Source organism: Paenibacillus sp. FSL H7-0714, assembly GCF_038003765.1.
GTDB lineage: Bacteria > Bacillota > Bacilli > Paenibacillales > Paenibacillaceae > Paenibacillus_AQ.
Genome location: NZ_JBBOPT010000001.1, coordinates 1,976,917 through 1,997,575, shown reverse-complemented (window position 1 = coordinate 1,997,575; position 20,659 = coordinate 1,976,917). Strand labels below are relative to the sequence as shown.

22 protein-coding genes are annotated in these 20,659 nt (G+C 43.2%); 4 read left to right on the top strand and 18 right to left on the bottom strand.

Annotation, left to right across the window (positions count from 1 at the left end; translation table 11 throughout):
• Positions 1 to 15 precede the first annotated feature (15 nt).
• From NST34_RS08730 to NST34_RS08720, 3 genes are all read right to left on the bottom strand, one after another.
• On the bottom strand, positions 16 to 354 hold the full coding sequence (locus NST34_RS08730; RefSeq protein WP_341127570.1) for a hypothetical protein: 339 nt from the start codon (positions 352 to 354) through the stop codon (positions 16 to 18).
• The gene (locus NST34_RS08725; RefSeq protein WP_341129522.1) at positions 355 to 666 is read right to left on the bottom strand and encodes a cupin domain-containing protein; all 312 of its coding nucleotides are present in this window, start codon (positions 664 to 666) and stop codon (positions 355 to 357) included. It lies immediately after the preceding gene.
• 198 nt (positions 667 to 864) lie between these two features.
• Positions 865 to 1,614, bottom strand: coding sequence for an AraC family transcriptional regulator (locus NST34_RS08720; protein WP_076284169.1), 750 nt, complete (start codon positions 1,612 to 1,614; stop codon positions 865 to 867).
• A 110-nt stretch (positions 1,615 to 1,724) separates the two neighbouring features.
• On the opposite strand from NST34_RS08720, the gene NST34_RS08715 reads away from it, so the two are divergent.
• A complete protein-coding gene (locus NST34_RS08715) occupies positions 1,725 to 4,013 on the top strand; it encodes a glycoside hydrolase family 65 protein (RefSeq protein ID WP_341127569.1) in 2,289 nt (762 codons plus the stop codon).
• 20 nt (positions 4,014 to 4,033) lie between these two features.
• Positions 4,034 to 4,726: a beta-phosphoglucomutase gene (pgmB, locus tag NST34_RS08710; protein WP_341127568.1), complete on the top strand. Its 693-nt coding sequence runs from the start codon at positions 4,034 to 4,036 to the stop codon at positions 4,724 to 4,726.
• A 128-nt stretch (positions 4,727 to 4,854) separates the two neighbouring features.
• Here the strand turns inward: pgmB and NST34_RS08705 are convergent, their stop codons facing one another.
• Both NST34_RS08705 and NST34_RS08700 read right to left on the bottom strand, forming a co-directional pair.
• Positions 4,855 to 6,234: an MATE family efflux transporter gene (locus tag NST34_RS08705; protein ID WP_341127567.1), complete on the bottom strand. Its 1,380-nt coding sequence runs from the start codon at positions 6,232 to 6,234 to the stop codon at positions 4,855 to 4,857.
• Positions 6,231 to 6,593, bottom strand: a complete 363-nt coding sequence (locus tag NST34_RS08700) for an MmcQ/YjbR family DNA-binding protein (RefSeq protein ID WP_042193530.1) — start codon at positions 6,591 to 6,593, stop codon at positions 6,231 to 6,233. Before NST34_RS08700 ends, NST34_RS08705 begins: the two co-directional genes overlap by 4 nt.
• Before the next feature lie 175 nt (positions 6,594 to 6,768).
• Between NST34_RS08700 and NST34_RS08695 the strand changes: the two genes are divergently transcribed.
• Positions 6,769 to 7,284: a DUF3231 family protein gene (locus NST34_RS08695; protein WP_076284173.1), complete on the top strand. Its 516-nt coding sequence runs from the start codon at positions 6,769 to 6,771 to the stop codon at positions 7,282 to 7,284.
• A gap of 235 nt (positions 7,285 to 7,519) precedes the next feature.
• Positions 7,520 to 8,152, top strand: a complete 633-nt coding sequence (locus tag NST34_RS08690; RefSeq protein WP_076284174.1) for a LysE family transporter — start codon at positions 7,520 to 7,522, stop codon at positions 8,150 to 8,152.
• Here NST34_RS08690 and NST34_RS08685 read toward each other — a convergent pair.
• The 13 genes from NST34_RS08685 to NST34_RS08625 all read right to left on the bottom strand — a co-directional run bounded on the left by NST34_RS08685 (position 8,149) and on the right by NST34_RS08625 (position 20,608).
• Entirely contained in the window at positions 8,149 to 9,588 is a 1,440-nt protein-coding gene (locus NST34_RS08685; RefSeq protein WP_341127566.1) for an amino acid permease, read from the bottom strand. The two genes, NST34_RS08690 and NST34_RS08685, sit on opposite strands and share 4 nt — an antisense overlap.
• Before the next feature lie 154 nt (positions 9,589 to 9,742).
• Entirely contained in the window at positions 9,743 to 10,312 is a 570-nt protein-coding gene (locus NST34_RS08680) for a manganese catalase family protein (protein WP_076284176.1), read from the bottom strand.
• Positions 10,313 to 10,362: 50 nt separating this feature from the next.
• Positions 10,363 to 10,629 carry a spore coat protein CotJB gene (locus tag NST34_RS08675; protein WP_042186389.1) on the bottom strand — a complete coding sequence of 89 codons (267 nt, stop codon included), beginning with the start codon at positions 10,627 to 10,629 and terminating at the stop codon, positions 10,363 to 10,365.
• A gap of 3 nt (positions 10,630 to 10,632) precedes the next feature.
• Complete coding sequence (locus NST34_RS08670; RefSeq protein WP_042186387.1) at positions 10,633 to 10,851, bottom strand: spore coat associated protein CotJA; 219 nt, start codon at positions 10,849 to 10,851, stop codon at positions 10,633 to 10,635.
• 201 nt (positions 10,852 to 11,052) lie between these two features.
• On the bottom strand, positions 11,053 to 12,069 hold the full coding sequence (locus NST34_RS08665; protein WP_042186385.1) for an AI-2E family transporter: 1,017 nt from the start codon (positions 12,067 to 12,069) through the stop codon (positions 11,053 to 11,055).
• 48 nt (positions 12,070 to 12,117) lie between these two features.
• Positions 12,118 to 12,612 carry a DedA family protein gene (locus NST34_RS08660; protein ID WP_341127565.1) on the bottom strand — a complete coding sequence of 165 codons (495 nt, stop codon included), beginning with the start codon at positions 12,610 to 12,612 and terminating at the stop codon, positions 12,118 to 12,120.
• A gap of 7 nt (positions 12,613 to 12,619) precedes the next feature.
• Entirely contained in the window at positions 12,620 to 13,144 is a 525-nt protein-coding gene (gene pssA, locus NST34_RS08655) for a CDP-diacylglycerol--serine O-phosphatidyltransferase (RefSeq protein ID WP_149645893.1), read from the bottom strand.
• Positions 13,145 to 13,185: 41 nt separating this feature from the next.
• Positions 13,186 to 14,940 carry a sensor histidine kinase gene (locus NST34_RS08650; protein ID WP_341127564.1) on the bottom strand — a complete coding sequence of 585 codons (1,755 nt, stop codon included), beginning with the start codon at positions 14,938 to 14,940 and terminating at the stop codon, positions 13,186 to 13,188.
• Positions 14,937 to 15,617, bottom strand: a complete 681-nt coding sequence (locus NST34_RS08645) for a response regulator transcription factor (protein ID WP_060624606.1) — start codon at positions 15,615 to 15,617, stop codon at positions 14,937 to 14,939. Before NST34_RS08645 ends, NST34_RS08650 begins: the two co-directional genes overlap by 4 nt.
• Before the next feature lie 165 nt (positions 15,618 to 15,782).
• Positions 15,783 to 17,111, bottom strand: a complete 1,329-nt coding sequence (locus tag NST34_RS08640) for a hemolysin family protein (protein WP_042193528.1) — start codon at positions 17,109 to 17,111, stop codon at positions 15,783 to 15,785.
• Positions 17,112 to 17,162: 51 nt separating this feature from the next.
• A complete protein-coding gene (gene yfkAB, locus NST34_RS08635; RefSeq protein ID WP_076284179.1) occupies positions 17,163 to 18,299 on the bottom strand; it encodes a radical SAM/CxCxxxxC motif protein YfkAB in 1,137 nt (378 codons plus the stop codon).
• A gap of 232 nt (positions 18,300 to 18,531) precedes the next feature.
• Positions 18,532 to 19,635, bottom strand: a complete 1,104-nt coding sequence (locus NST34_RS08630) for an HD-GYP domain-containing protein (RefSeq protein WP_076284180.1) — start codon at positions 19,633 to 19,635, stop codon at positions 18,532 to 18,534.
• Between the two features lie 145 nt (positions 19,636 to 19,780).
• A complete protein-coding gene (locus tag NST34_RS08625; protein ID WP_042186371.1) occupies positions 19,781 to 20,608 on the bottom strand; it encodes an undecaprenyl-diphosphate phosphatase in 828 nt (275 codons plus the stop codon).
• Between the last annotated feature and the right edge of the window lie 51 nt (positions 20,609 to 20,659).

Here is a 20,659-nt window from a genome sequence, read left to right as displayed (position 1 = left end):
CTAAAAGCCCATCATTTAATTGAGGATAAAATGATCGATGTCATCATAACGGATATCGATCTTTTCTCCGTTTCTTTTGACAAGATTTATATACAGAGGAGCTGTATCAACACTTCCGCCACCAACTAATACATGGTAGTCATCATTGATTTCATATTTGCGGATGTACAAACCTGAACCGACGTCTTCAAAGGGATAACCTTCAAAATCCTTCCACGACAACGCCTCGCCTTGCTGAGCTAGATCCCGTACTTCATCCATGGATAATATCGCAGTTTTTTTATCATTACAGGCTGAAAGTATAATCGTCAATGCAAACAATAACAGCATTATCAAGTTACGCTTACTTCTCATTTATAAACCTCCCAACTCTTGAATATCCGGTCTCCAGAACGTGGAATACGGTTCAATTGAGGCAAACAGCTCCTCTAGTGTAAAAGGTGTGTTATTCAGATCCATCACGTCCTGAAAAAAACCAAGGTCAAATTGGAAGACCAGCCGCTCACTTTTAGGTGAAGCCATCACATAATGAATATCTCCACCTTTGATGAAGACGAACTCATTTTCTTTTAGCTGCATCGGCTGGTCATTTACTCCAAGGTTCACTCTCCCTTTAACAATCCAGATAATTTCCATTTCCTTATGCCAATGTGGTGTAGTTAATATACTGCCATCGTTCTAAATACAGCGGTACGGAAAGGCTTTATCCAGTCGTGGGAATTCCAAATAAATGGCCATCTGATCATCTCTCTTACTTATTTAGTAGATTTACTATTGAAGCTGTAACGTAAGAAGAGCTATCCAGTACCCAACCAGGGAAGCATGGACAGCAAATTTTAGGGATCGTTAATGATTCAATTTCTCTCATTTCGTAATTGCTCCACCGTCCCGACGAAACTGCTTGGGGGTCAAGCCAGTGTATTTTTTAAATAACTGTGTATAGTAACTTTGGCTGCAAAATTTAAACATTAAAGAGATTTCGGAAATAGACTGATTCGTGTGAATGAGGATCGACTGCGATTCCTCAATTCTACGCCGGTTGACAAATTCCGTGAGCGGCATACCCGTTTCACGCTTGAAGCGGTCGGACAAATAACTGGGATGCACACCAACATGCCGGGAGATCAGGCTAAGGTTCAAATCTTGAAACAGATGCTCGCGTATAAAATATACGGATAGATTGACAATATGTGAATAGTGAAGGTTCTCCTTCTGCTGGCGCATCACTGTAATGAATTGCAGAACCATTTCATATTCGTATCGATGAAGTGCCTCAAGCTCCGTCGTAGCTTCCACCGAACGGATGAACGTATCACTCAGCTGAAAAGCTGTCTCAGGGTCAACACCACCCCGGATAATCGCACGTGTAAACAAGGTGCAGGATGCAATCATAGCGTTTTTCTTGGAGCGCAGCGGATATCGGGCTAGCGTAGCAGCTTCCATTGCGTTAATTCTATGCAGTGCTTCCAGTGCCCGGTTCTCGTCACCAAGTCGGATAGCTTCCAAAAGCTCTTGTTCATAATCCAGCGGAGGATGGACAAATCCCTCTGACAGATCCACAGAACGTGTGGACCAATATTCCGGTAGTTTATGTTGTCCTTTAAGTTGATCCATACTTGTTACCTCACCTAAAAATTTTGATAATATCCTAAATAATTTAGTATAATTCTAGCCCTTTCGGACTTAAAATTCAATTCATAACCATCAAGGGAGGAAACATAAGCATGAGCTGGAGCATTGCCAATCAGGGATTGTCGGCAGATACCCTACTGAATTTGGAAAGTATTTTTGCGCTGGGGAATGGATATTTGGGCGTGCGTGGCAATTTTGAAGAAGGGTATTCCGATAAAGAAATCCGCAGTATCCGCGGAACGTATTTAAACGCCTTTCACGATGTGATTGACATTCCCTATGGGGAGAAGCTATTCGCCTTTCCAGGTACCCAGCAAAAACTGGTTAATATTATAGATTCCCAAGGGATAAATATTTATATAGGCGAAGATATGGAGCCATTTGCACTTACAGCAGAGAATGTCCTCGCCTATGAGCGTAACCTCCATCTGGACAAGGGATACTCGGAGCGTAAAATCCACTGGAAATCCCCCTCCGGTAAAGAACTCAAGCTGCATTTCCGTAGACTCGTTTCTTTCACTACCCGTGAACTTTTTGCCATTCATCTGACTGTTGAGCCTGTCAATTTCACCGGTCCAATCCGGGTTGTCTCTCGTGTAAATGGCGATGTTAGCAACTATACGAACCCGAATGACCCGCGTGTAGCTGCAGGACATTCCAAACGCCTGAGTGTAGTAGCGTGCGAAGCTCGGGGTGAATATGTATGCCTGGAGAACGTGACGATGGCTTCGGCCCTGCGGACCTCCTGTGTTACCAGGCATGAATGGGAAGGTGAATGGCAGGTTGAAACTCAGGCTGGAGAAACCGATGCTACAGTGACGGCAATCGCCTCCTTGTCTGGGCCACTATCGTTGACCAAATGGAATGTCTATACCGATACACTACGACATGAACAAATGCTTGTAGATACCGGTATTCAGGTACAAGAATCATTGAAGCACCTCTCCTTTGAAGACATGCTGGAACAGCAGGAGCATTATTTGGCTGACTTCTGGAAGCGTTCCGATGTAGTCATCGAGAACGACTTGTCGCTTCAGGAGGGCATACGTTTCAACCTTTATCAGCTGCTGCAATCAGCCGGACGCGACGCGCATAGCAACATCTCTGCTAAAGGCTTATCCGGTGAAGGGTACGAAGGCCATTATTTCTGGGACACGGAGATTTATATGTTCCCTGTGTTCCTAATGACTTCCCCTGACTTGGCCCGGCAGCTCCTATTGTACCGGTATTCCAAGCTGGAGGAGGCAAGGGAACGTGCTAAAGAGATGGGTCACGCCCAAGGTGCATTGTTCCCATGGCGGACGATTTCAGGTACGGAATGTTCCTCCTTCTTCCCATCCGGTACAGCTCAATATCATATCAGCGCCGATGTAGCCTACAGCTATATCCAATACCATCTAGCGGAAGAAGATGACGCCTTCTTGCTCCAATACGGCGCCGAGGTGCTATTTGAGACAGCGCGGCTTTGGATGGAGATCGGTCATTACTACGAAGGCAAGTTTCACATCGATGAAGTGACTGGACCGGACGAATACACATGTCTTGTGAACAACAACTATTACACCAATGTAATGGCCAAACATAATTTAAAATGGGCCGCACGCAGTTTTGCGCGACTTCAAGAATATGACGAGGCTGCATTCCAAGCTTTGTGTGTGCGCCTGCATGTAACTGGACCAGAAGCAGACAGCTGGCTGAAGGCGGCGAATGCCATGCTGCTTCCTTACGACGAGAAGCTGGGCATTAATCCGCAGGATGATACTTTTTTACGCAAAGCGGTCTGGGATTTCGAGAATACACCACCGGAGAAACATCCGTTGTTGCTGCATTACCATCCACTCACGCTATACCGTTATCAGGTCTGCAAGCAAGCCGATACTGTACTGGCTCATTACTTGCTGGAAGACGAGCAGTCGCATGAGACCATTCGTAAGTCGTATGATTATTATGAGCAAATCACTACCCATGATTCCTCCTTGTCCTCTTGCATATTCAGCATTATGGCTTCGAAGATCGGGTATAAGGATAAAGCGTATAACTATTTTATAGAGACGGCGCGGCTCGATCTCGACAATACGCACGGAAACACCAAAGACGGATTACATCTTGCCAATATGGGTGGAACGTGGATGGCCATTGTGTACGGTTTTGCCGGAACACGTCTCAAAGAAAATGGCCTGTCGCTCGCTCCGTCCCTACCTACGGGCTGGCAGAAATACAACTTCCGCCTCACCTTCCGCGGCCGTCTCATTGCTGTAACCATTCGCGAGGAAGGCGTGGAGCTTGAATTGCTAGAGGGTGAAGCCCTTGAACTTACTCTCTACGGCCAATTGGTGACTCTGGGCATCAACAAGCCGGTAACTCAGGCGCTTCAAGCCTAATTGATAAGGAGCGAATCACAATGAATGCAACCTCTCAAATTCAAGCCGTAATCTTTGATCTAGACGGCGTTATTACCGATACCGCAGAATATCATTATCAGGCTTGGGGCATGATTGCGAAAGAGCTGAGCCTCCCGTTCACCCGTGAGTTCAATGAGAACCTCAAAGGTGTATCGCGCATAGCCTCACTGGAGTTGCTACTTGGACAAGCGGCAACTCCGCACACCTACTCTCCCGAAGAGATGGAGGAGATGGCGAACCGCAAAAATGAGTTTTATCAGCAGCTCATTCAGCAGGTAACTCCGGCCGATGTGCTGCCGGGTATCTCTAAATTGCTCGCCGAGTTGAAGGCCCACGGAGTGAAAACCGGCATCGCCTCCGCTAGCAAAAATGCCTTTACGGTTATCCGCCTTCTCGGTATGGAGAAAGACTTCGGAGTCATTGTGGATGCCGCCAAGCTTGCACGCAACAAACCAGACCCGGAAGTATTCCTGACCGCCGCAGCCGCGCTTGGGGTAGATCCGCAATTCTGCGTCGGGGTCGAAGACGCAGTCGCCGGTGTAGAAGCGATCAAAGCAGCAGGTATGTTCGCTGTATATATCTCCTTACAGGAGAACTTGTCCATCGCTGATATGAACTTGAACCACACTGCTGAACTTAATTACTCCGAGCTAAACCAGCAATTCGCTGCTAAGAATAGAGTAACTAAATAATCGGGTATCCCAGTCTAAATATATGTAAGTCACGAACTAAGCCGGCAAGCTCCTAAGGGAAGCTTGCCGGCTTATGTTTGAAATATACTTTTCAGAACACCGACTTCTATTCGCCATTGCGGGCATCCTCACAGTATTCCAGCTTTATCAGACCTATCTTTAAAAAGCTTCTTTATAGTGAGTCCAAATAAAACACAGCAAGTCAGTGCCGCACAAAAATCAGCAATAGGCTCAGCAATAATCACTGCATCTGTTTTCGGGCTAATAAATATCGGGAGCAAAAGTACTAATGGAATAAGCAAGATAATCTTACGCAAGATCGCGATAAAAATAGAAACTCGTGCTTGTCCCAAAGCAATAAATACTTGTTGAAACGCTAATTGAATACCAAAAATACAAGTGCCAAGGAAAAATATCTTCATTAATCTAGCAGTCAGATCCACCAGCTCAGGATTATTGGTAAAAATGATAATGGGCAGCTTCGGAACAAAAATGGCCACGCCCCACATCGACAATCCGAAAGCTGCGCAAAAAACGCTGCAATATAAAATGGTGGATTTTACACGTGCGAAATCGCGAGCTCCATAATTATAGCTAATAATAGGCTGTGCCCCTTGTGCAAAACCAGATAACAACGTCCCAAATATTTGCATCAGCGTGCCCATAATCCCCATGGCAGCAACGTACATATCGCCTCCAAATTTAGCTAAGGACGTGTTAAATACAATTTGAATTAAACTTTCGGTCGACATCATAATAAACGGAGAAAGCCCCAATGCAAGTACACTTGCAGCTTCTTTAGGTTTAATGCGCATATTCGATAGACGCAAGCGCAGATGAGCTCGTTTAGAGATTAAGAACCCCAATACCCAAATAGCCGAAATAAATTGGGCAATTACAGTTGCCAACGCTGCACCCTTAATGCCCATATTCATCTCAAAAATAAAAATGGCGTCAAGGACGATATTCACAACCGCTCCAATACATACCGTGAGCATAGCTGTTTTGGCGTATCCTTGTGCTGCAATGAACGGATTCAATCCTAAAGAAATGAGCACCGCCACAGTTCCTAGAAGGTAAATGCTTAAAAAATCGTTGGCTAGCGGCAATGTATCGTGGCTCGCCCCGAATAACGTTAAGAATGGCGACTTAAAGATAAGAAACAAAGCGGTTAGGATTATGGATGCCATCAGCAGCATAGTAAAACAACTTCCCAGTAATTCTTCTGCTTTTTTATGTTCTCCTTCGCCCATCTTTATGGAAGCTAGGGGTGCCCCACCAGCTCCGATTAGAGCTGCAAATGCTGAAATCAACATAATAATCGGAAAAGATATCCCTATAGCGGATAAGGCTAGCGTTCCCCCCTCCTCCATTCTTCCGAGGAACATCCGGTCAACTACACTGTACATGGCATTGATTAGCTGAGCTATAACGGCAGGAATAGCCAATAAGAAAATAAGCTTGGGTATACTTTGGTTGGCAAAACGATCCTTCATTTGATTATTCATTTATTCATTTCCAATATAGCTTCACGGAGGCTTTTAGGAAGCTTTTTGACAACCATATCGTAGGAATGGTCTATCATGTCAAAGACATCCGACGCTGACAAGGAACCATCGATCATGATTGAATTCCAGTGTTTTTTATTCATATGAAAGCCTGGTCGAACGCAATCATGTTGCTCTCTTAAGTTCTCCGCAATGATCGGGTCACATTTTAGATTTAAGCGAACAACCTTCCCTGTTTCCTCAAAAATAAGTGCGAACATTTTATCAGCCACTTTGATGACCAATGGAGTAGGCCCAAACGGATGCTCCTGAGTCGCCCCTTTCTTTTTCAAACAATATTCGATGATGTTATTCTTCAACTCTCTCTCTCCTTTGCTGATCAACAATCTGATCATTTCTGCCATTAACCACGTTTCTTAATTATATCATTTTGTTCAGCTGAGCAGGTTTCTATGAAGCAGACAAAAACTGCAACATTTGAACCTTTATGGGCATAATACATACGTTTAAATTTAAATATAAAGGAGCTTTCTTATGACAGGAATTTTAGGTGGCAACCCCAAGGATGAACCGATGCATTATGGAGAGATCTTTAGTGTATGGCAAGCTTCGATGGTAGCAAAGGGGGCCCTTTCGTGTTACCGAGCTTACTTGTATCATGCCGGTGATAATGATCTCAAAAAAGTATTAGGCGCATTAATTGATCAAGCCGAGCTTGAGGTTAGTGAGTGTGATACGCTGCTGGCAGATAACGGGATTGCTTCCGTACCAGCGATGCCGAATAGACCCGAAGCCAAGCTTGAAGATATTCCTGTAGGTGCACGATTCACGGATCCCGAGATTGCTGCTAAAATTGCTGCTGACACTGCTACAGGATTGGTAGCTTGTAGTCAGGTTATGGGTCTTTCTATCAGAGAAGATATCGGTGCATTATTTGCAAAATATCACCTAACTAAAGCAGCGATAGGCGTTAAAATCCTCAATTTGAGCAAGAAAAAAGGCTGGTTAATTCCTCCACCACTTCAGGTAAAAAGACCAGAGTCTGAATAATTCTTAAAATGTGTTTAGCTCCGCTCCGTTGTTGGGGCGGAGCTTCTATTTTACAGCTATGCGATTGGAATCATTGAAACAGCTACAACACCACAGTGAATAATACCATTTCTCATTATTTGATTGTACCCTGAAAAGGCCTTCGATAAATCGTAGGCCTTTTTTGGTTGTCCTACAAAATGTTTCTTTTGAATAGGCTAGTACTACACACAAACATTAGAGAGGAGGGAATGCTATCAATACTTTCATAGGATATATTTTTCTTGGTCTTTCGCTATCCGCACCTATTGGCCCTATTAATGCCGCTCAACTGGACAATGGAATTCGTAAGGGCTTCTGGCATGCTTGGGTAGTGGGGCTTGGAGCCATAAGTGCAGATATCATTTTCATGTTATTAGTTTACTTTGGGGTGATCCATCTGCTCGAATCCCCTTTTATTAAAGCATTCTTGTGGTTATTTGGTTTCTTTGTGCTGGTGTATACGGGCATAGAGAGCATTAAAAATGCTGGTGTGATTTCTGAACCCGGTATGAGAAGCAGTGATTCATCTTTAACTAAGTCTTATTGGTCCGGATTACTGATGTCTTTATTCAATCCGCTTTCCATATTATTTTGGCTAGGGATATACGGGTCCATTTTGGCCAAAGCGGCCATGGAGTATCCGATGCAACAGCTGTTGATTTATAGCGGAGCTATTGTACTCGGAATTTTGATCTGGGATGTATCTATGGCGGTCGCCACAAGCATGTTTCGTAAAGTCCTGACAACCCGTGTTTTAAAATCGATCTCCGTGCTGTCAGGTCTTTCGCTTGTTGGTTTTGGGCTTTATTTTGGTATACAAGCTGCTCAGCTATTGTTTTTTCATTAAGTTTTGTTTTTTTGGGGTCTAATGATTTTTGTCGGACCCTTTGAGTAATCTATTATTCCCTGAATTTCTAACAATAAATTCCCTTTACTCGCTTCCTTATCCGTATCAACGGTATGTTTCTTACGAACACGTGTCACGATCCAATCACAAACGGCGATCAGTGTGACAAGCAACAGACTAATATATAACCCTGGGCGGCTGAGTGAATGAAAAAGAGTACCTGTGACCGCGAGCCCAATGAGCAGCAATCCTAGCCAACGTTTAATCGTGCTAAACCGATTTCCTTTTAACAGTTTTCCAGAAGACAGCAGGATAAACGACCAATTATACAGTAGCATTAACCCAGCCGCAGTAGTGATATACTCATACACTTTTCCTGGTAACAATAGTGACATCACCACTGCCGCCGTAATCCCAACGGTGATCAAAGTAAGGGCATAAAAAGGATATTTATCCTTCCACTTCCGAGAAAATAACTTCGGCGCATCTCCTTCTTGAGACAGGGTAATCATCATTGAAGTTACAGCGTAGAGTGACGCAGTCATTGTAGAGAAGCCAGCGACAATCAACACTCCGTTAAATAAATGAGGCACGAAAGCCAAATGATCACTACTTAGCGCTAGAACAAACGGACTTTCTTTCGAGTTAAACGCACTAAACGGCACCATGATTACAGCTAGACCAATAGACAAGATGTATACAATAACCAAGGCGATCAGCATAACCTTTCCTGCCTTTGGTGCATCCTCCGGCTTTTGAAGTCTATTGGACATAATTCCTAGTACCTCAATCCCTCCGTAAGCATAAAAAGCGAACAGAAAGGCAGACCACAACCCCACCCCTCCTTTAGGAAATAGCGCGGTGTAGTTTAATGGAACCTTCGGTGTATACTTCCCTCCGCCTATCCAACCAGCCAATAGAGAAGCCGCAATGATTAAGAACATGAGAATAGCAGCTATTTTTATTACAGCCAACACATTCTCAACCCGGTCAAACCCTTTATTCCCAAAAAAGACGATGACAAGTCCCAATAAAGCAAACCCTGCAGCAAATATCCACATAGGCACCGCTGGGAACCAAAAGCGCGAAAAAATAGATAAAGCAGTTAGTTGACTACCCATGATTAACAATTCCGAAAACCAGTAAACCCAACCACTGCAGAAACCCGCCCAGCTGCCGAATGCTTTTTTTGCATAGGAACGAAAAGATCCTTGCTCTGGTTGTTCTGCTGTCATACGTGAAAGAGCATCAAATACTATATACGTCCCAATAGCAGCCAAGATGTAAGCGATCAGTACTGCTGGCCCGCCTATAGAAATCGCTAAGCCTGAACCTAAGAAATACCCGGTTCCAATTGTACCTGCAACGCCTAATAAGCTTAACTGCCACCATTTCAATTTCTTTTCACTTTTTGAATTAGTAGAAGCTTGGTTCAAAGAATTCAGTCCTTTTCGTAAAGAAGATATAAGTTCACCTTCTGGATTTTACACACTCCAATAGGCTGTCCTTATACTCTTAACTACATGCAGACGTATAAATTTAAAAAGAGTAAAGTGACCAATAGGTCACTTTACTCTTTTTTAGTATCCCTCAAAATATCCGCTTCTGATCCCGATCATCAATAATAATCTGCACCGCTTCTTTAAACCGAATCGCATGGATGATTTCCCGCTCCCGCAGGAACTTAAGGCTATCTTGCAGATCCACGTCATCCGTCATGTCAATCAGCCACTGATATGTAGCTCGAGCCTTTTCTTCAGCCGCAATGTCCTCATAAAGATCAGCCAGTGGGTCACCCTTAGCTTGAATATAAGCCGTTGTAAAAGGTACGCCTGAGGCATTATTGTAGAACAAGGCATGATCATGTGCTGCAAAATGCGGTCCTAATCCAGCTTCCTCTAATTCGCAAACAGACGCATCCTTTGTCAGCTTGTAGATCATCGTGGCAATCATCTCGAGGTGGGCGAATTCTTCTGTAGAAATATCGTTCAAAACGCCAATAACTTTATCCGGAATCGTGTATCTTTGATTCATATAGCGCAGGGCTGCGGCGAGCTCACCGTCGGCTCCTCCGTATTGCTCACTTAAATAACGCGCCATCCGGATATCACATTTACCGACCCGTACCGGATATTGCAGCTTCTTCTCATATATCCACATTCGGGAACTTCCCCTCCTCTAGAAACTTAGTTCCTTACAGTACACACTTCTTACACCTGCCAAGGCCAAGGAGCCTGATTCCATTCCCACGGACATTTCGAATAAGCGCGACCAAAATTCTGCAGCGGACCATATAATTCCTGAAATTGATTCGCTAGCTTGGTACGTTCCTGAGTCAGTTGATTAAATTGTTCAATACTTCTTAAATCATCTGGATGAGTGTTCAGATATAAGTTTAATTCCACCAAGGCAAAATCAAGAGTCTGCAGCTGTTCAAGCATTTCATAATATCGTTGATCGCAAGGGTTTGCCTCCATAGTCTACTTCCCTCCTCCTTTGCACTTAGATTCATACGGGCTGAACAGTGCTGGCCAGAGCGTGCCATACTTCAAAGCTTCCTGTAAACTAAACTGCGGAAGATCGGGTGGCTGAAAGTTAATGAACTGATTCGGTGGAACTACATATGTCTTGAATGGCACCGGTGGGCAAGGATCAAACGGGCCCCTAAACGGGGTATACCTACGTAGCTGTGATTCCATTTTTCGTACCTCCTTTGTTCCTGTTCCTTGTTTATTACTCCCTTAGCTAACTTATGACAGCAGGACACATTATAAAACGTTATTTATAAAAAAAGCACTGGAGCAAGATTGTCATACAATTGCACAACAAATAAGCTGCCTTCGGAAAAGTGCCGAAAACAGCTTATAACTTGGATCTTATTGAATATTAAGATCTAGACTTCACTTTTTTGACGAATCTTCGTGGGTAATCTCAAGGATATCCAACATAAAAACAAAGATGGGAATGCCAAGAAGAAGTCCCCAGACACCTATATAATGCTCAGAAAACAACAACACGATAAAGGTGTAGAACATCGGCAAATTCATTTTTGTGGACATCAACTTGGGATTCAAGAAATAGCCTTCGATAAAATGTAATACCGCAATAATCGCCAGCACATAAGTGACTGTTGTCAGACCGCCGATGTTGTAGCCGATGATTAAGAGCGGAATGAGCGAAATCAAAAAACCAACCACCGGAATGAGACTAAGCAGAAAAATCAAGATCGATAAGGCAAATAAATATGGGAAGTTAAGCAGCCACAAGCCAATAATAGTAAGACAGGTGTTGAATAAGGCAATGAGAATTTGCGCTTCAATTACTTTCCCAAAGGAAACGATGAATTTTCGGCTAAAATACTCCAGATCTATATAAAACCAGGCAATTCGGCTCTCTCTCATTCTAGAAGTGAAACTGACAACCCGGTTCTTCTCCAGAATAAACACAAAACTTAGAATGGTCGATATAACGAAAGTCGCACCCCAGTTGCTAACCTTCAACACATAATCGATACCTCTTTTGATGTAGGACTGATAGTTAAGGTCCCTGAGCATATCATACAAATACAATGTAATCTTGTTCTGCGGGAGATCTTCTGGTTTGAGATTGGTAAGGAAGATGGTTAATTGCTTAATCTGTTCCAATACTTTAGGGAGATATTTAGCAAGGGCCAGTACAATCACTGCGATTAAAGCGAGGTATAAAATGACAATAATCACCTTACTGTTAACCTTCATAAATTTACCAATTCGTTTACTAAGCAATGTCTGAAAGCTGTTCATGACAAAAGCAATCAAAAACGTCAGCAACACCAGATTAAGCATCCCTCGAATACTGAACAGCAGCAACCCGATAAGTGCGAGAATAAAAAAACGCCTGGTGGTTATATTCGCGTAGAATCGCTTCAATACATTCATAGATCTTGCTCCATTCGATTGCGATTAATATTGCTGATCATCCACTGGCTATAAAAAAGAAAACTTAGCCCCCACAAAAAAGCCGATGGAAACAAAAAGGAGTGACCAGGTTAGCGCTCCTGCAGTCGTTATGAGTATATATTTTTTGAAAGACATAGCACTGATTCCAGAGATATAGCTTGATACATGCCTCAGACCGGGAATGAAATAGGCAATGAAAATCGCCCAGTTGCCGAACCGCAAAAACCATCTTTTCATACTGGAAAAACGCTTAGGTGTAAGGCCAACCCACTTGCCGAATTTTTCTACCACAGGTTGCCCTAGTCTTAAACCAATAGTATAGCTGATAAGCATTCCGGTGATAGATCCCATGAAACAAACCAATACCGAAAGTGAAAAGTCCAAAACCATAACGGAGGATAAATAGCCTACAAACAGCATTAACACCTCATCCGGTACAGGAAGTCCGATAATCCCAAGCGCCATAAGGGCAAATATGGCTAAATATCCGTACTGCGAAATGATCTCAATAATCCAAGGCATGGGTGTATCACTTCCTGTTGAAGGATTTTTTAAGTGACGGAAATGGAATACGACTGACCATCATTACAGACAGTATTGCCATTAATACGATGACCAGTCCTGGTTTCATGCGTTCATCTAGTAAAGAAATCATCGACAGAATGACTCCAGCAGCAGTAATGGGCATCCCCACGAACCCTTTGGAAGGCGCCGATAGATTAAACCTGGCCAAACGAAGTGCACCACAGATCAAAAAGAAAACTGAAGCTGCAGGTCCAATCCAGTGAGCATCTTCTAACCTATACAATAAGATAAGGAAGGTTGGCGCTAAACCAAATGATATAATATCCGCCAATGAGTCCAATTGTTTACCGAATTCACTGGTACATTGCAGTATTCTTGCCAGTAATCCATCGAGTACATCGCAAATTGCCGCAAGCAATATCATTAATAAAGCCAGGCTGTATCGTTCTTGAATCGTGAAATACAAAGATAGTGATCCGAGCCCCAAGTTTGCAAGTGTGCACATTGAAGGCAACCAATTCAATTTCATACGATTTCACCCCTTTCATTGTAGTATTTTTGTTGATCCGTTTAACCTTCAAAGGTCACAGTAAAGCTGACGCCGTTCTCCGTATTTTTCACAGTATAAAGACAAGCGTGCATATCTAATATTCGCTTCGCAATGGAAAGCCCCAGACCTGTACCGCCCGTCATTCGACTGCGAGATGGCTCAGACCGATAGAACCGTTCCCAGATTTGCTCTAGCTGATCTTCGGGGATGGATTTTCCTATATTTTGAACAGTGAATACAATAGTCTGGGCATGACTCTCAATATTGACGGTGATAGAACTTCTTTCTTCCGCATGTCTGATAGCATTGGTCATAAAATTCAGCAGAACTTGTTCGATCCAGTTCACATCAGCATATATCGGTAATTCGTTTGCAGGAATAATGATGACCTCCAAATGTTTTTCACTCAGCAAGTGAACCAGCTTGTCCGTCACTTTTTCCGTCAGTTCACTTAACATAAAGGAAGTTTTCCGAAGTTTAATCGTGCCCGACTCCAACCGCGCTAGATCTAGCATATTTTTAACAAGAAACTCCATTTTATCTGCTTCCTCAATAATCACCTTAATGTAGTGATCCTGCTTGCCCGCGCTAACGCCGTCTTCCAATCCCTCGGCAAAACCTTTGATAATACTGAGCGGTGTCTTCAATTCATGGGAGGCATTGGCAAAGAAGTCCTGCTGCATGATCTCCATTCTTTGTTTCTGCTCCATATCCTCAACTAGCTGCTGATTGGCCTCTCTTAATTCTCGTAAAGCAGAATCCAAACTTAGCGATAAGGTGAACATGCTATTAGAAAGGCTGCCTAACTCATCCTTCTGCCGAATTGATGTGTCCCCTGTAAAGTCCAGAGAAACCATCCGTTTGGCTATGTTGTTTAACTTAATTAGCGGACGTGTTACCATTTTCGAAAAAAAGAGGGAAAGAATCAGAATCAGGACAATGCCGCCAATTCCCAAATATAAAAAGAACCAATGTAACGCTTCATTCGAATCCTTAACTTCCTGTAACGAGGTCACTGTGAATAATAGTTCAATTTCTCCGGTACTTTGCTTAAGGGGCAAAATAATCACAGAATTGCGACTCCCGCTCCAGGGAGCAATCCAGTCTTGCTTCTGTATTTTCAAATTCTTGAAGTCGTTTATCTGCGCCGGTGTCAAAGGAAACCATTCCTCTAGAGCTTCAAACAGTATTCCTTGGCGTGGATTCCATATTTTCAAATCAGGCAATACAATTTCTGTAACAGTACCTGAAGCGTGAATCATCCCAGTCTCTTCCGTATCCCCTATTGTTCCGGTCTCTTTTTTTGTAATACTTATAGGGTAGATTATAGCAGGTGAAGAACTGTCTTCATCCAGTAGTTCGCCTTCGATGCTCAAACGGTCATCTACTTTTATGTTTGCTGCTCTAAGCGCATCCCCGTACTGATTCATGAATAGCGATAAAGAAACAACCATACTCTTTCCGTCATCATCAATTAACTTTATATGAAATGGATCTTCCGAATTCATTTTTCCATCCAGCTTCAAAATAACCATTTGTGTTTTATTCCGCAGCATAAACCGAACGAGCTCCTGAGAGGTTCGAGTGCTTCCCCACGGCTCGCTTATATATCTTGCAGCAAAGCTCTTAAGATGTTTCTCCACGCGGTTTTCTTTTTGCTTCTGATAGAAATTGTCAAACAACAGCAGTTGGCTTAGAATCACCATGCCATAGAAGCAAAGGAAAAAGATAACGGTCATCACAAACAGTTTAAAAGTAATTCCCCGTCTTCTCATGCCTCTTCCTCGAACATGTACCCTGTGCCAATCACCGTACGAATAAACCGAGATTCATAACCCAATTTACTTCGCAGCTTTTTGATATGACTGTCCACAACTCTGGAATCTCCTTCAAATTCAATTCCCCAGATCCGACTAAGGATCGTATCCCTTGAAATGACAATCCCTTTATTTCGTATTAAAAGCCATAAAAGATCATATTCCTTAGGGGTAAGCTCCACTTCCGCATCTTCTACCTCTAACCGATGAGCTAAGGTGTTAAACATCGCGGAACCAAATTTTATTATGCTAGATTCAGGTTGATGGGAGCCTTCAACACGCTTCATAAGTGCATTTGCCCGGGCTACCAGCACCTTTGGACTAAATGGCTTTGTAACATAATCATCCGCTCCTAATTCAAAGCCGTAGATTTTGTCGTCATCTGTAGACTTGGCGGTTAACAAAATGATAGGTACCGCTGATTTTTCACGAACTTCACGGCATACTTCAAAGCCATTCATAGCAGGCATCATAATATCCAAAATCAGCAGATCCGGCAGCAGTGAGTCAAACCAAACCAATGCATCTATTCCATTATCGGCTTCGAGTACTTCCCAATCATTCTGTATGAAGTAATCAGACACCAGTTCACGAATACGAATTTCATCCTCAACGAGAAGAAGCTTCTTTTTCAATCTAGACCCCGCTTTCAAACCATTTATAAATATTAGCATAGTCGAGTGTTATGTCCTTTATGTGTCCACAAAAAAAACTCCCCCTGTCATGAGCCATGCAGCTCTAGCAGGAGGAGTTCATTTTATCCCTGATCACTCGGAACAATACGCACAATTTTCAATAGGTTATTCTTTATTTCCGTCCGGCTCTGATGGATTTTCTTCGTTCTCAATGGGGGGTTCCCGATGGATATTAATTCGAGTGATCCGCAATCTTGTCGATTCCTCGACTTCAAATATCACATCTTCTACTTTAACCCGTTTTCCTTTGGTTGGATTCCCCTCCAGCTCCTTAAACAACCAGCCACCGATGGAATCCACTTCATCATCCTCGATCACTACACCCGTAAGATCGTTGACATCTTCAATCAACATCCGGCCTTCAACGGAAATATAATCACCATTACGCTCCACACTCGGACGCTCATCTTCGAATTCGTCATGCAGATCGCCTACGATTTCTTCCAGAATTTCTTCTGCTGTCAGTAACCCGGCTGTACCGCCATATTCATCGACAACTAGCGTTAGCTGAGCTTTATTCTTCTGCATAAAACGAAGCGTATGGCTAATCTCCATCGATTCCGGCACGTTAAGAATCGGTCGAACCAGCGTCGTAAGATCATTCTGCTGCTCAGGTGGAGCAAACAGCAGGTCGGTAATATGAATAAAACCAATAATACGGTCCTTGTCTTCAAAAGCAACCGGATAACGTGAATGTCTTGTTTCTGTAATAATCTTCATATTTTCTTCGAGCGAAAGATTGCTGTACAGCACATCCATATCCGTACGAGGCAACATGACTTCACGAGCGAGAAGATCAGAGAATTCAAAGATGTTATCCATCAGCTTCATCTCATCTTTATCAATGACACCACTCTTAGCGCTCTGATTCATAAGAATACGAATTTCCTCTTCCGAGTGGGCTGCCTCACTCTCATTCGCGGGCTCAACACCCACTAAACGAAGCAATGCGTTCGCCGATGCATTCAGTATCCAGATAAAAGGCATGAAGAGATTATAGAAGAACATCAGCGGTGCCGAGAGCAGTAGCGCAGATCCTTCTGTTCTTTGAATCGCAAGTGATTTCGGTGCAAGCTCACCAAGTACAATATGTAAAAATGTAATAATCGAAAATCCGATAACAACAGAAACAGTAGAAATCAGAGTACCGTCGGTAATCCCCATTTTATACATTAACGGTTCAACGAGCAGCTCTGAAATGGCCGGCTCACCGACCCAGCCTAATCCCAGTGACGCGAGTGTAATCCCAAACTGGGTGGCAGATAAGTAAGAATCCAGTCTCTTATTTACCTTGAGTGCATATCCAGCCATTTTATTACCTTCACTGACAAGTTGGGTCAGACGAGACTGCCTGACCTTAACTAATGAGAACTCCGCTGCTACAAAAATACCGTTCAATAATACGAGCACCAGAACAAGCAAAAGATTAAGCATTAATCTCCCTACTTCAAATTCCGTATGCGCCACTTTAACAACGCCTCATTTCTACAGATTGATCGCTTTTCTAGTTTTGAAATCAATTTCCGGATAATACATATCCGCTACTAACAGGTTAGGTCCGCAACAACCTGCTGCATCGCAGTAACAATTCACCTTCTGGTTCAGCGGATGCTTCGTCTGCCAATCGATAAATATATCATCCAGTTTTTGGTTGTCTATGTTACCAAAGGCTGCGATATCAGCGAAATCTGTAACGAAAACATCTCCAGTAAACATATTTACGTTCACACGATTCCGACCATCCGGATCGTTACGAAGCGTAACATTCTTCTCTGCACGCATTCTACTTAGCAATTTCTGATCTTCTTCAAGGAAGCTACAAGCAAAAAACGGAAGCGTGCCGAACAACATCCATACCTCTGGATCACGCTGGTCCAGTAACGAATGGATCGCTGTCCGCATTTCATTTAAAGATAACACTGGCAAAGCGGAAGCAAAGCTCGAATTGTACATCGGATGAACTTCATGGCGTTTTGCTCCCATGTCGAGAATCAGCTTATGAATTTCAGGCAGCTTAGTGTGGGTACGGTAATTAATCATAGTTTCCGCAGAAATTAACATACCATCCTCACTTAGTTGGCGAGAGTTCTCAATCATTGTATTATATAGCCGGTAAGCGGCTTCCTTGGCAACCGCATGACCACTGTTCGCAAAACCGACTTCATGAAAATCGTCACCGTTCACATAATTAAATGAAATATGCATAACGTCCAGATATGGAAGCAGCTTCTCATAACGGGAATACGGCATCGTCAGATTAGAATTAATTTGTGATCTGATTCCTCGCTCTTTGGCGTATTTCAACAATGGTACAATGATATTATCCACCGTTCCGGCGCGGAACATGGGCTCTCCACCCGTAATACTAATAGTTTCTAGATGCTCAACTTCCTCTAAACGGTCTAGCATATTCTTAAGCGGTAGCATATCTCCTTCTTTGGAGGTTAGACTATCACCAACAGCACAGTGCTCACACCGCATATTGCATAAATTGGTTACAGTGAATTCCACACTCGTTAGCACATGGCGGCCATGCTTACGTAGAGAAGTGATTGGATCCCATGGATCGTAACTTGGCGACAGCTCCCTCGGTGAAGATGTTAATGGTCTTAAAACATTCATTTGCACTAGCTCCTTTAAATCTTATTCCTATTATTAACCCAAAATCATGAAGAAAGAACGATGACTTACCCTATATCATACCACGTTAGTCAAAAAAACTGCACTTATGATGTCTTTCTGACCTTCTATACTTGCGCTACATTTCAAAAAAAATAAAAGCAGCGAGACGAAAAATAGGCTTCCGACATATCTTCGGACAAGCCTAATCTTCTCTCCACGCTGCTATAAATAATCAATTTGGCGTTTCCAGAGAACCGCCTTGTTCTGCGACGTCAATAATAACAACGGAGAGGGCTTTACTAAGATCTCGTTCAAACGGTACGACTTTCTCTCCTTCAGGACCCGTAAGCACACGAACGGTGGGTCTGTGAGGCGTACTTGGATCTATTTTGACCACAACCCCGCTCTCCCCCGTACTGAGCTTCACCGTAAGCCCCAGCGGATAGATAGCTACGCGATCTCTAAACAATTCTAAATGCTTCTGCTCATATAAAGTACCGGAACCAACATAGAGGGCCTCAACGGCTTGATGTGGCAGCATAGCCTTTTTGTAGACTCTATTGGAGGTCATGGCATCGTAGGAGTCCGCCACACCCAGCCACTTGGCATATTCATGGATTTGGGGTCCTGTTAATCCGCGAGGATATCCGGAACCGTCAATGCGTTCATGATGCTGCAAGGCACAATGTGCTGCGAGCAGCGGGATATTCGGCTCCTCCTTTAGAATCTGAAACCCAATCTCGGTATGAGCCTGCATGTGGCGGAATTCTTCATCACTGAGCCTGCCGGGTTTCTGTACGATTTTTATCGGGATTTGTGTCTTCCCAATATCATGCAGCAGCGCGCCTAGCCCAATCACTCGAAGTTCCTCCTTACTATACCCGTGAGCAATACCAAGCACTAAAGTGTACAAGCAGACATTCAGGGAATGGACATATAAATAGTTATCAGCAGTGTGCATATCCATCAGCATGATCATCGGATCTTCTTGTAAAGACATATCGTCTAAAATGTTATCCATCATCTTAGAAAATTTTTTGTCCAGATGATACAGACCCTTGGTAATTCCTGAAGCCCCAGACATTTGCTGAAATTGATTACGAATCACCTTTAGGGCCTGATTGCGCGTCTCATCCTGTAGAATACCAGTAATCACAATATCGTCCGTGACAGAATCCTCTATGTAGATATAGCCGATATCAATTCTTGCAAGACGCTTGATCAATGCATCCGTAAGCTCCACCCCGTCCGCGAGTAGAGTTAGACCTTCATCATTATATATTTTTTTACCTAATTTCATGCCTGCTTGAAGCTGATTCACGGATACTAAACGCACTAAACTCACTCCTGCCTTTAACGGTAAAATGCTATTCTGTATTGAAATCCTTGGGTCACACGCTTTGTCTATACCGTTTCTATGGAAATTCAGACAGGTGTACCTTAAAGAAAATCAGATGTGTCTAGGTCTATGCCAACGGGCATTAACGCATAATAAACAACCAGAATACAGCAGCAAGAATAAATCGATAGATCGCGAAATGCGTTAATCGAATCTTTTGAATCCATTTCATAAACAAAATGACCACTAAATATGCCACTACAAAAGAAATCAAAAAACCAATTACAAAATAACCAATCGTCTCACTTGTGAAGTTTTTATACGAATCCAGCAGTTCATACCCGGAAGCCGCACACATAATAGGAATGGCTATGAGGAAGGAAAAATCCGCAGAAGCCTTGTAGCTGACCCCACTTAACATCCCCCCGGAAATAGTAGACCCGGAACGGGAGAAGCCCGGCCAAAGTACCGAAATAATCTGATACAATCCAATCGCGAGCGCCTGTCCGTAAGACAAATCATCCAGTTCGTGAGCAGTAATTCGTATTTTGCGTCTGTTCACCCATTCTGCAACAATCATTAGAATCCCTCCGGCCACCAGTGCCCAGAGTACAGTGGAAGCTCCAAAAAGACTTTTGATAAAATCGCGGGCAAAAAATGCCACAGCAAGTGCTGGGGCAATCCCGAGAATCACATGAATTAAGTTCAGACGGGATGCCGGCATAACGCCTCCTCTACCTGAACTACTACGTCCAATCCCTAGCAAATTGAGTACTCGCTTGCGGTAAACAAGTGCAATCGCCAATATCGCCCCTAGTTGAATTACAATTTCATAAGTCTTCATAATCGAATCTTGCTCAGCGAAGCCTAATAGCTTCGTGGTCAAGATCATGTGTCCGGTCGAAGATACAGGAATAAATTCAGTGATCCCTTCGACAATTGCTAAAATAATAGCTGTAATCGTGTCCATAATGTCCTCCTATTTTTGGGAATCTAGCACTGTTAAATGGAGTCTATAAGT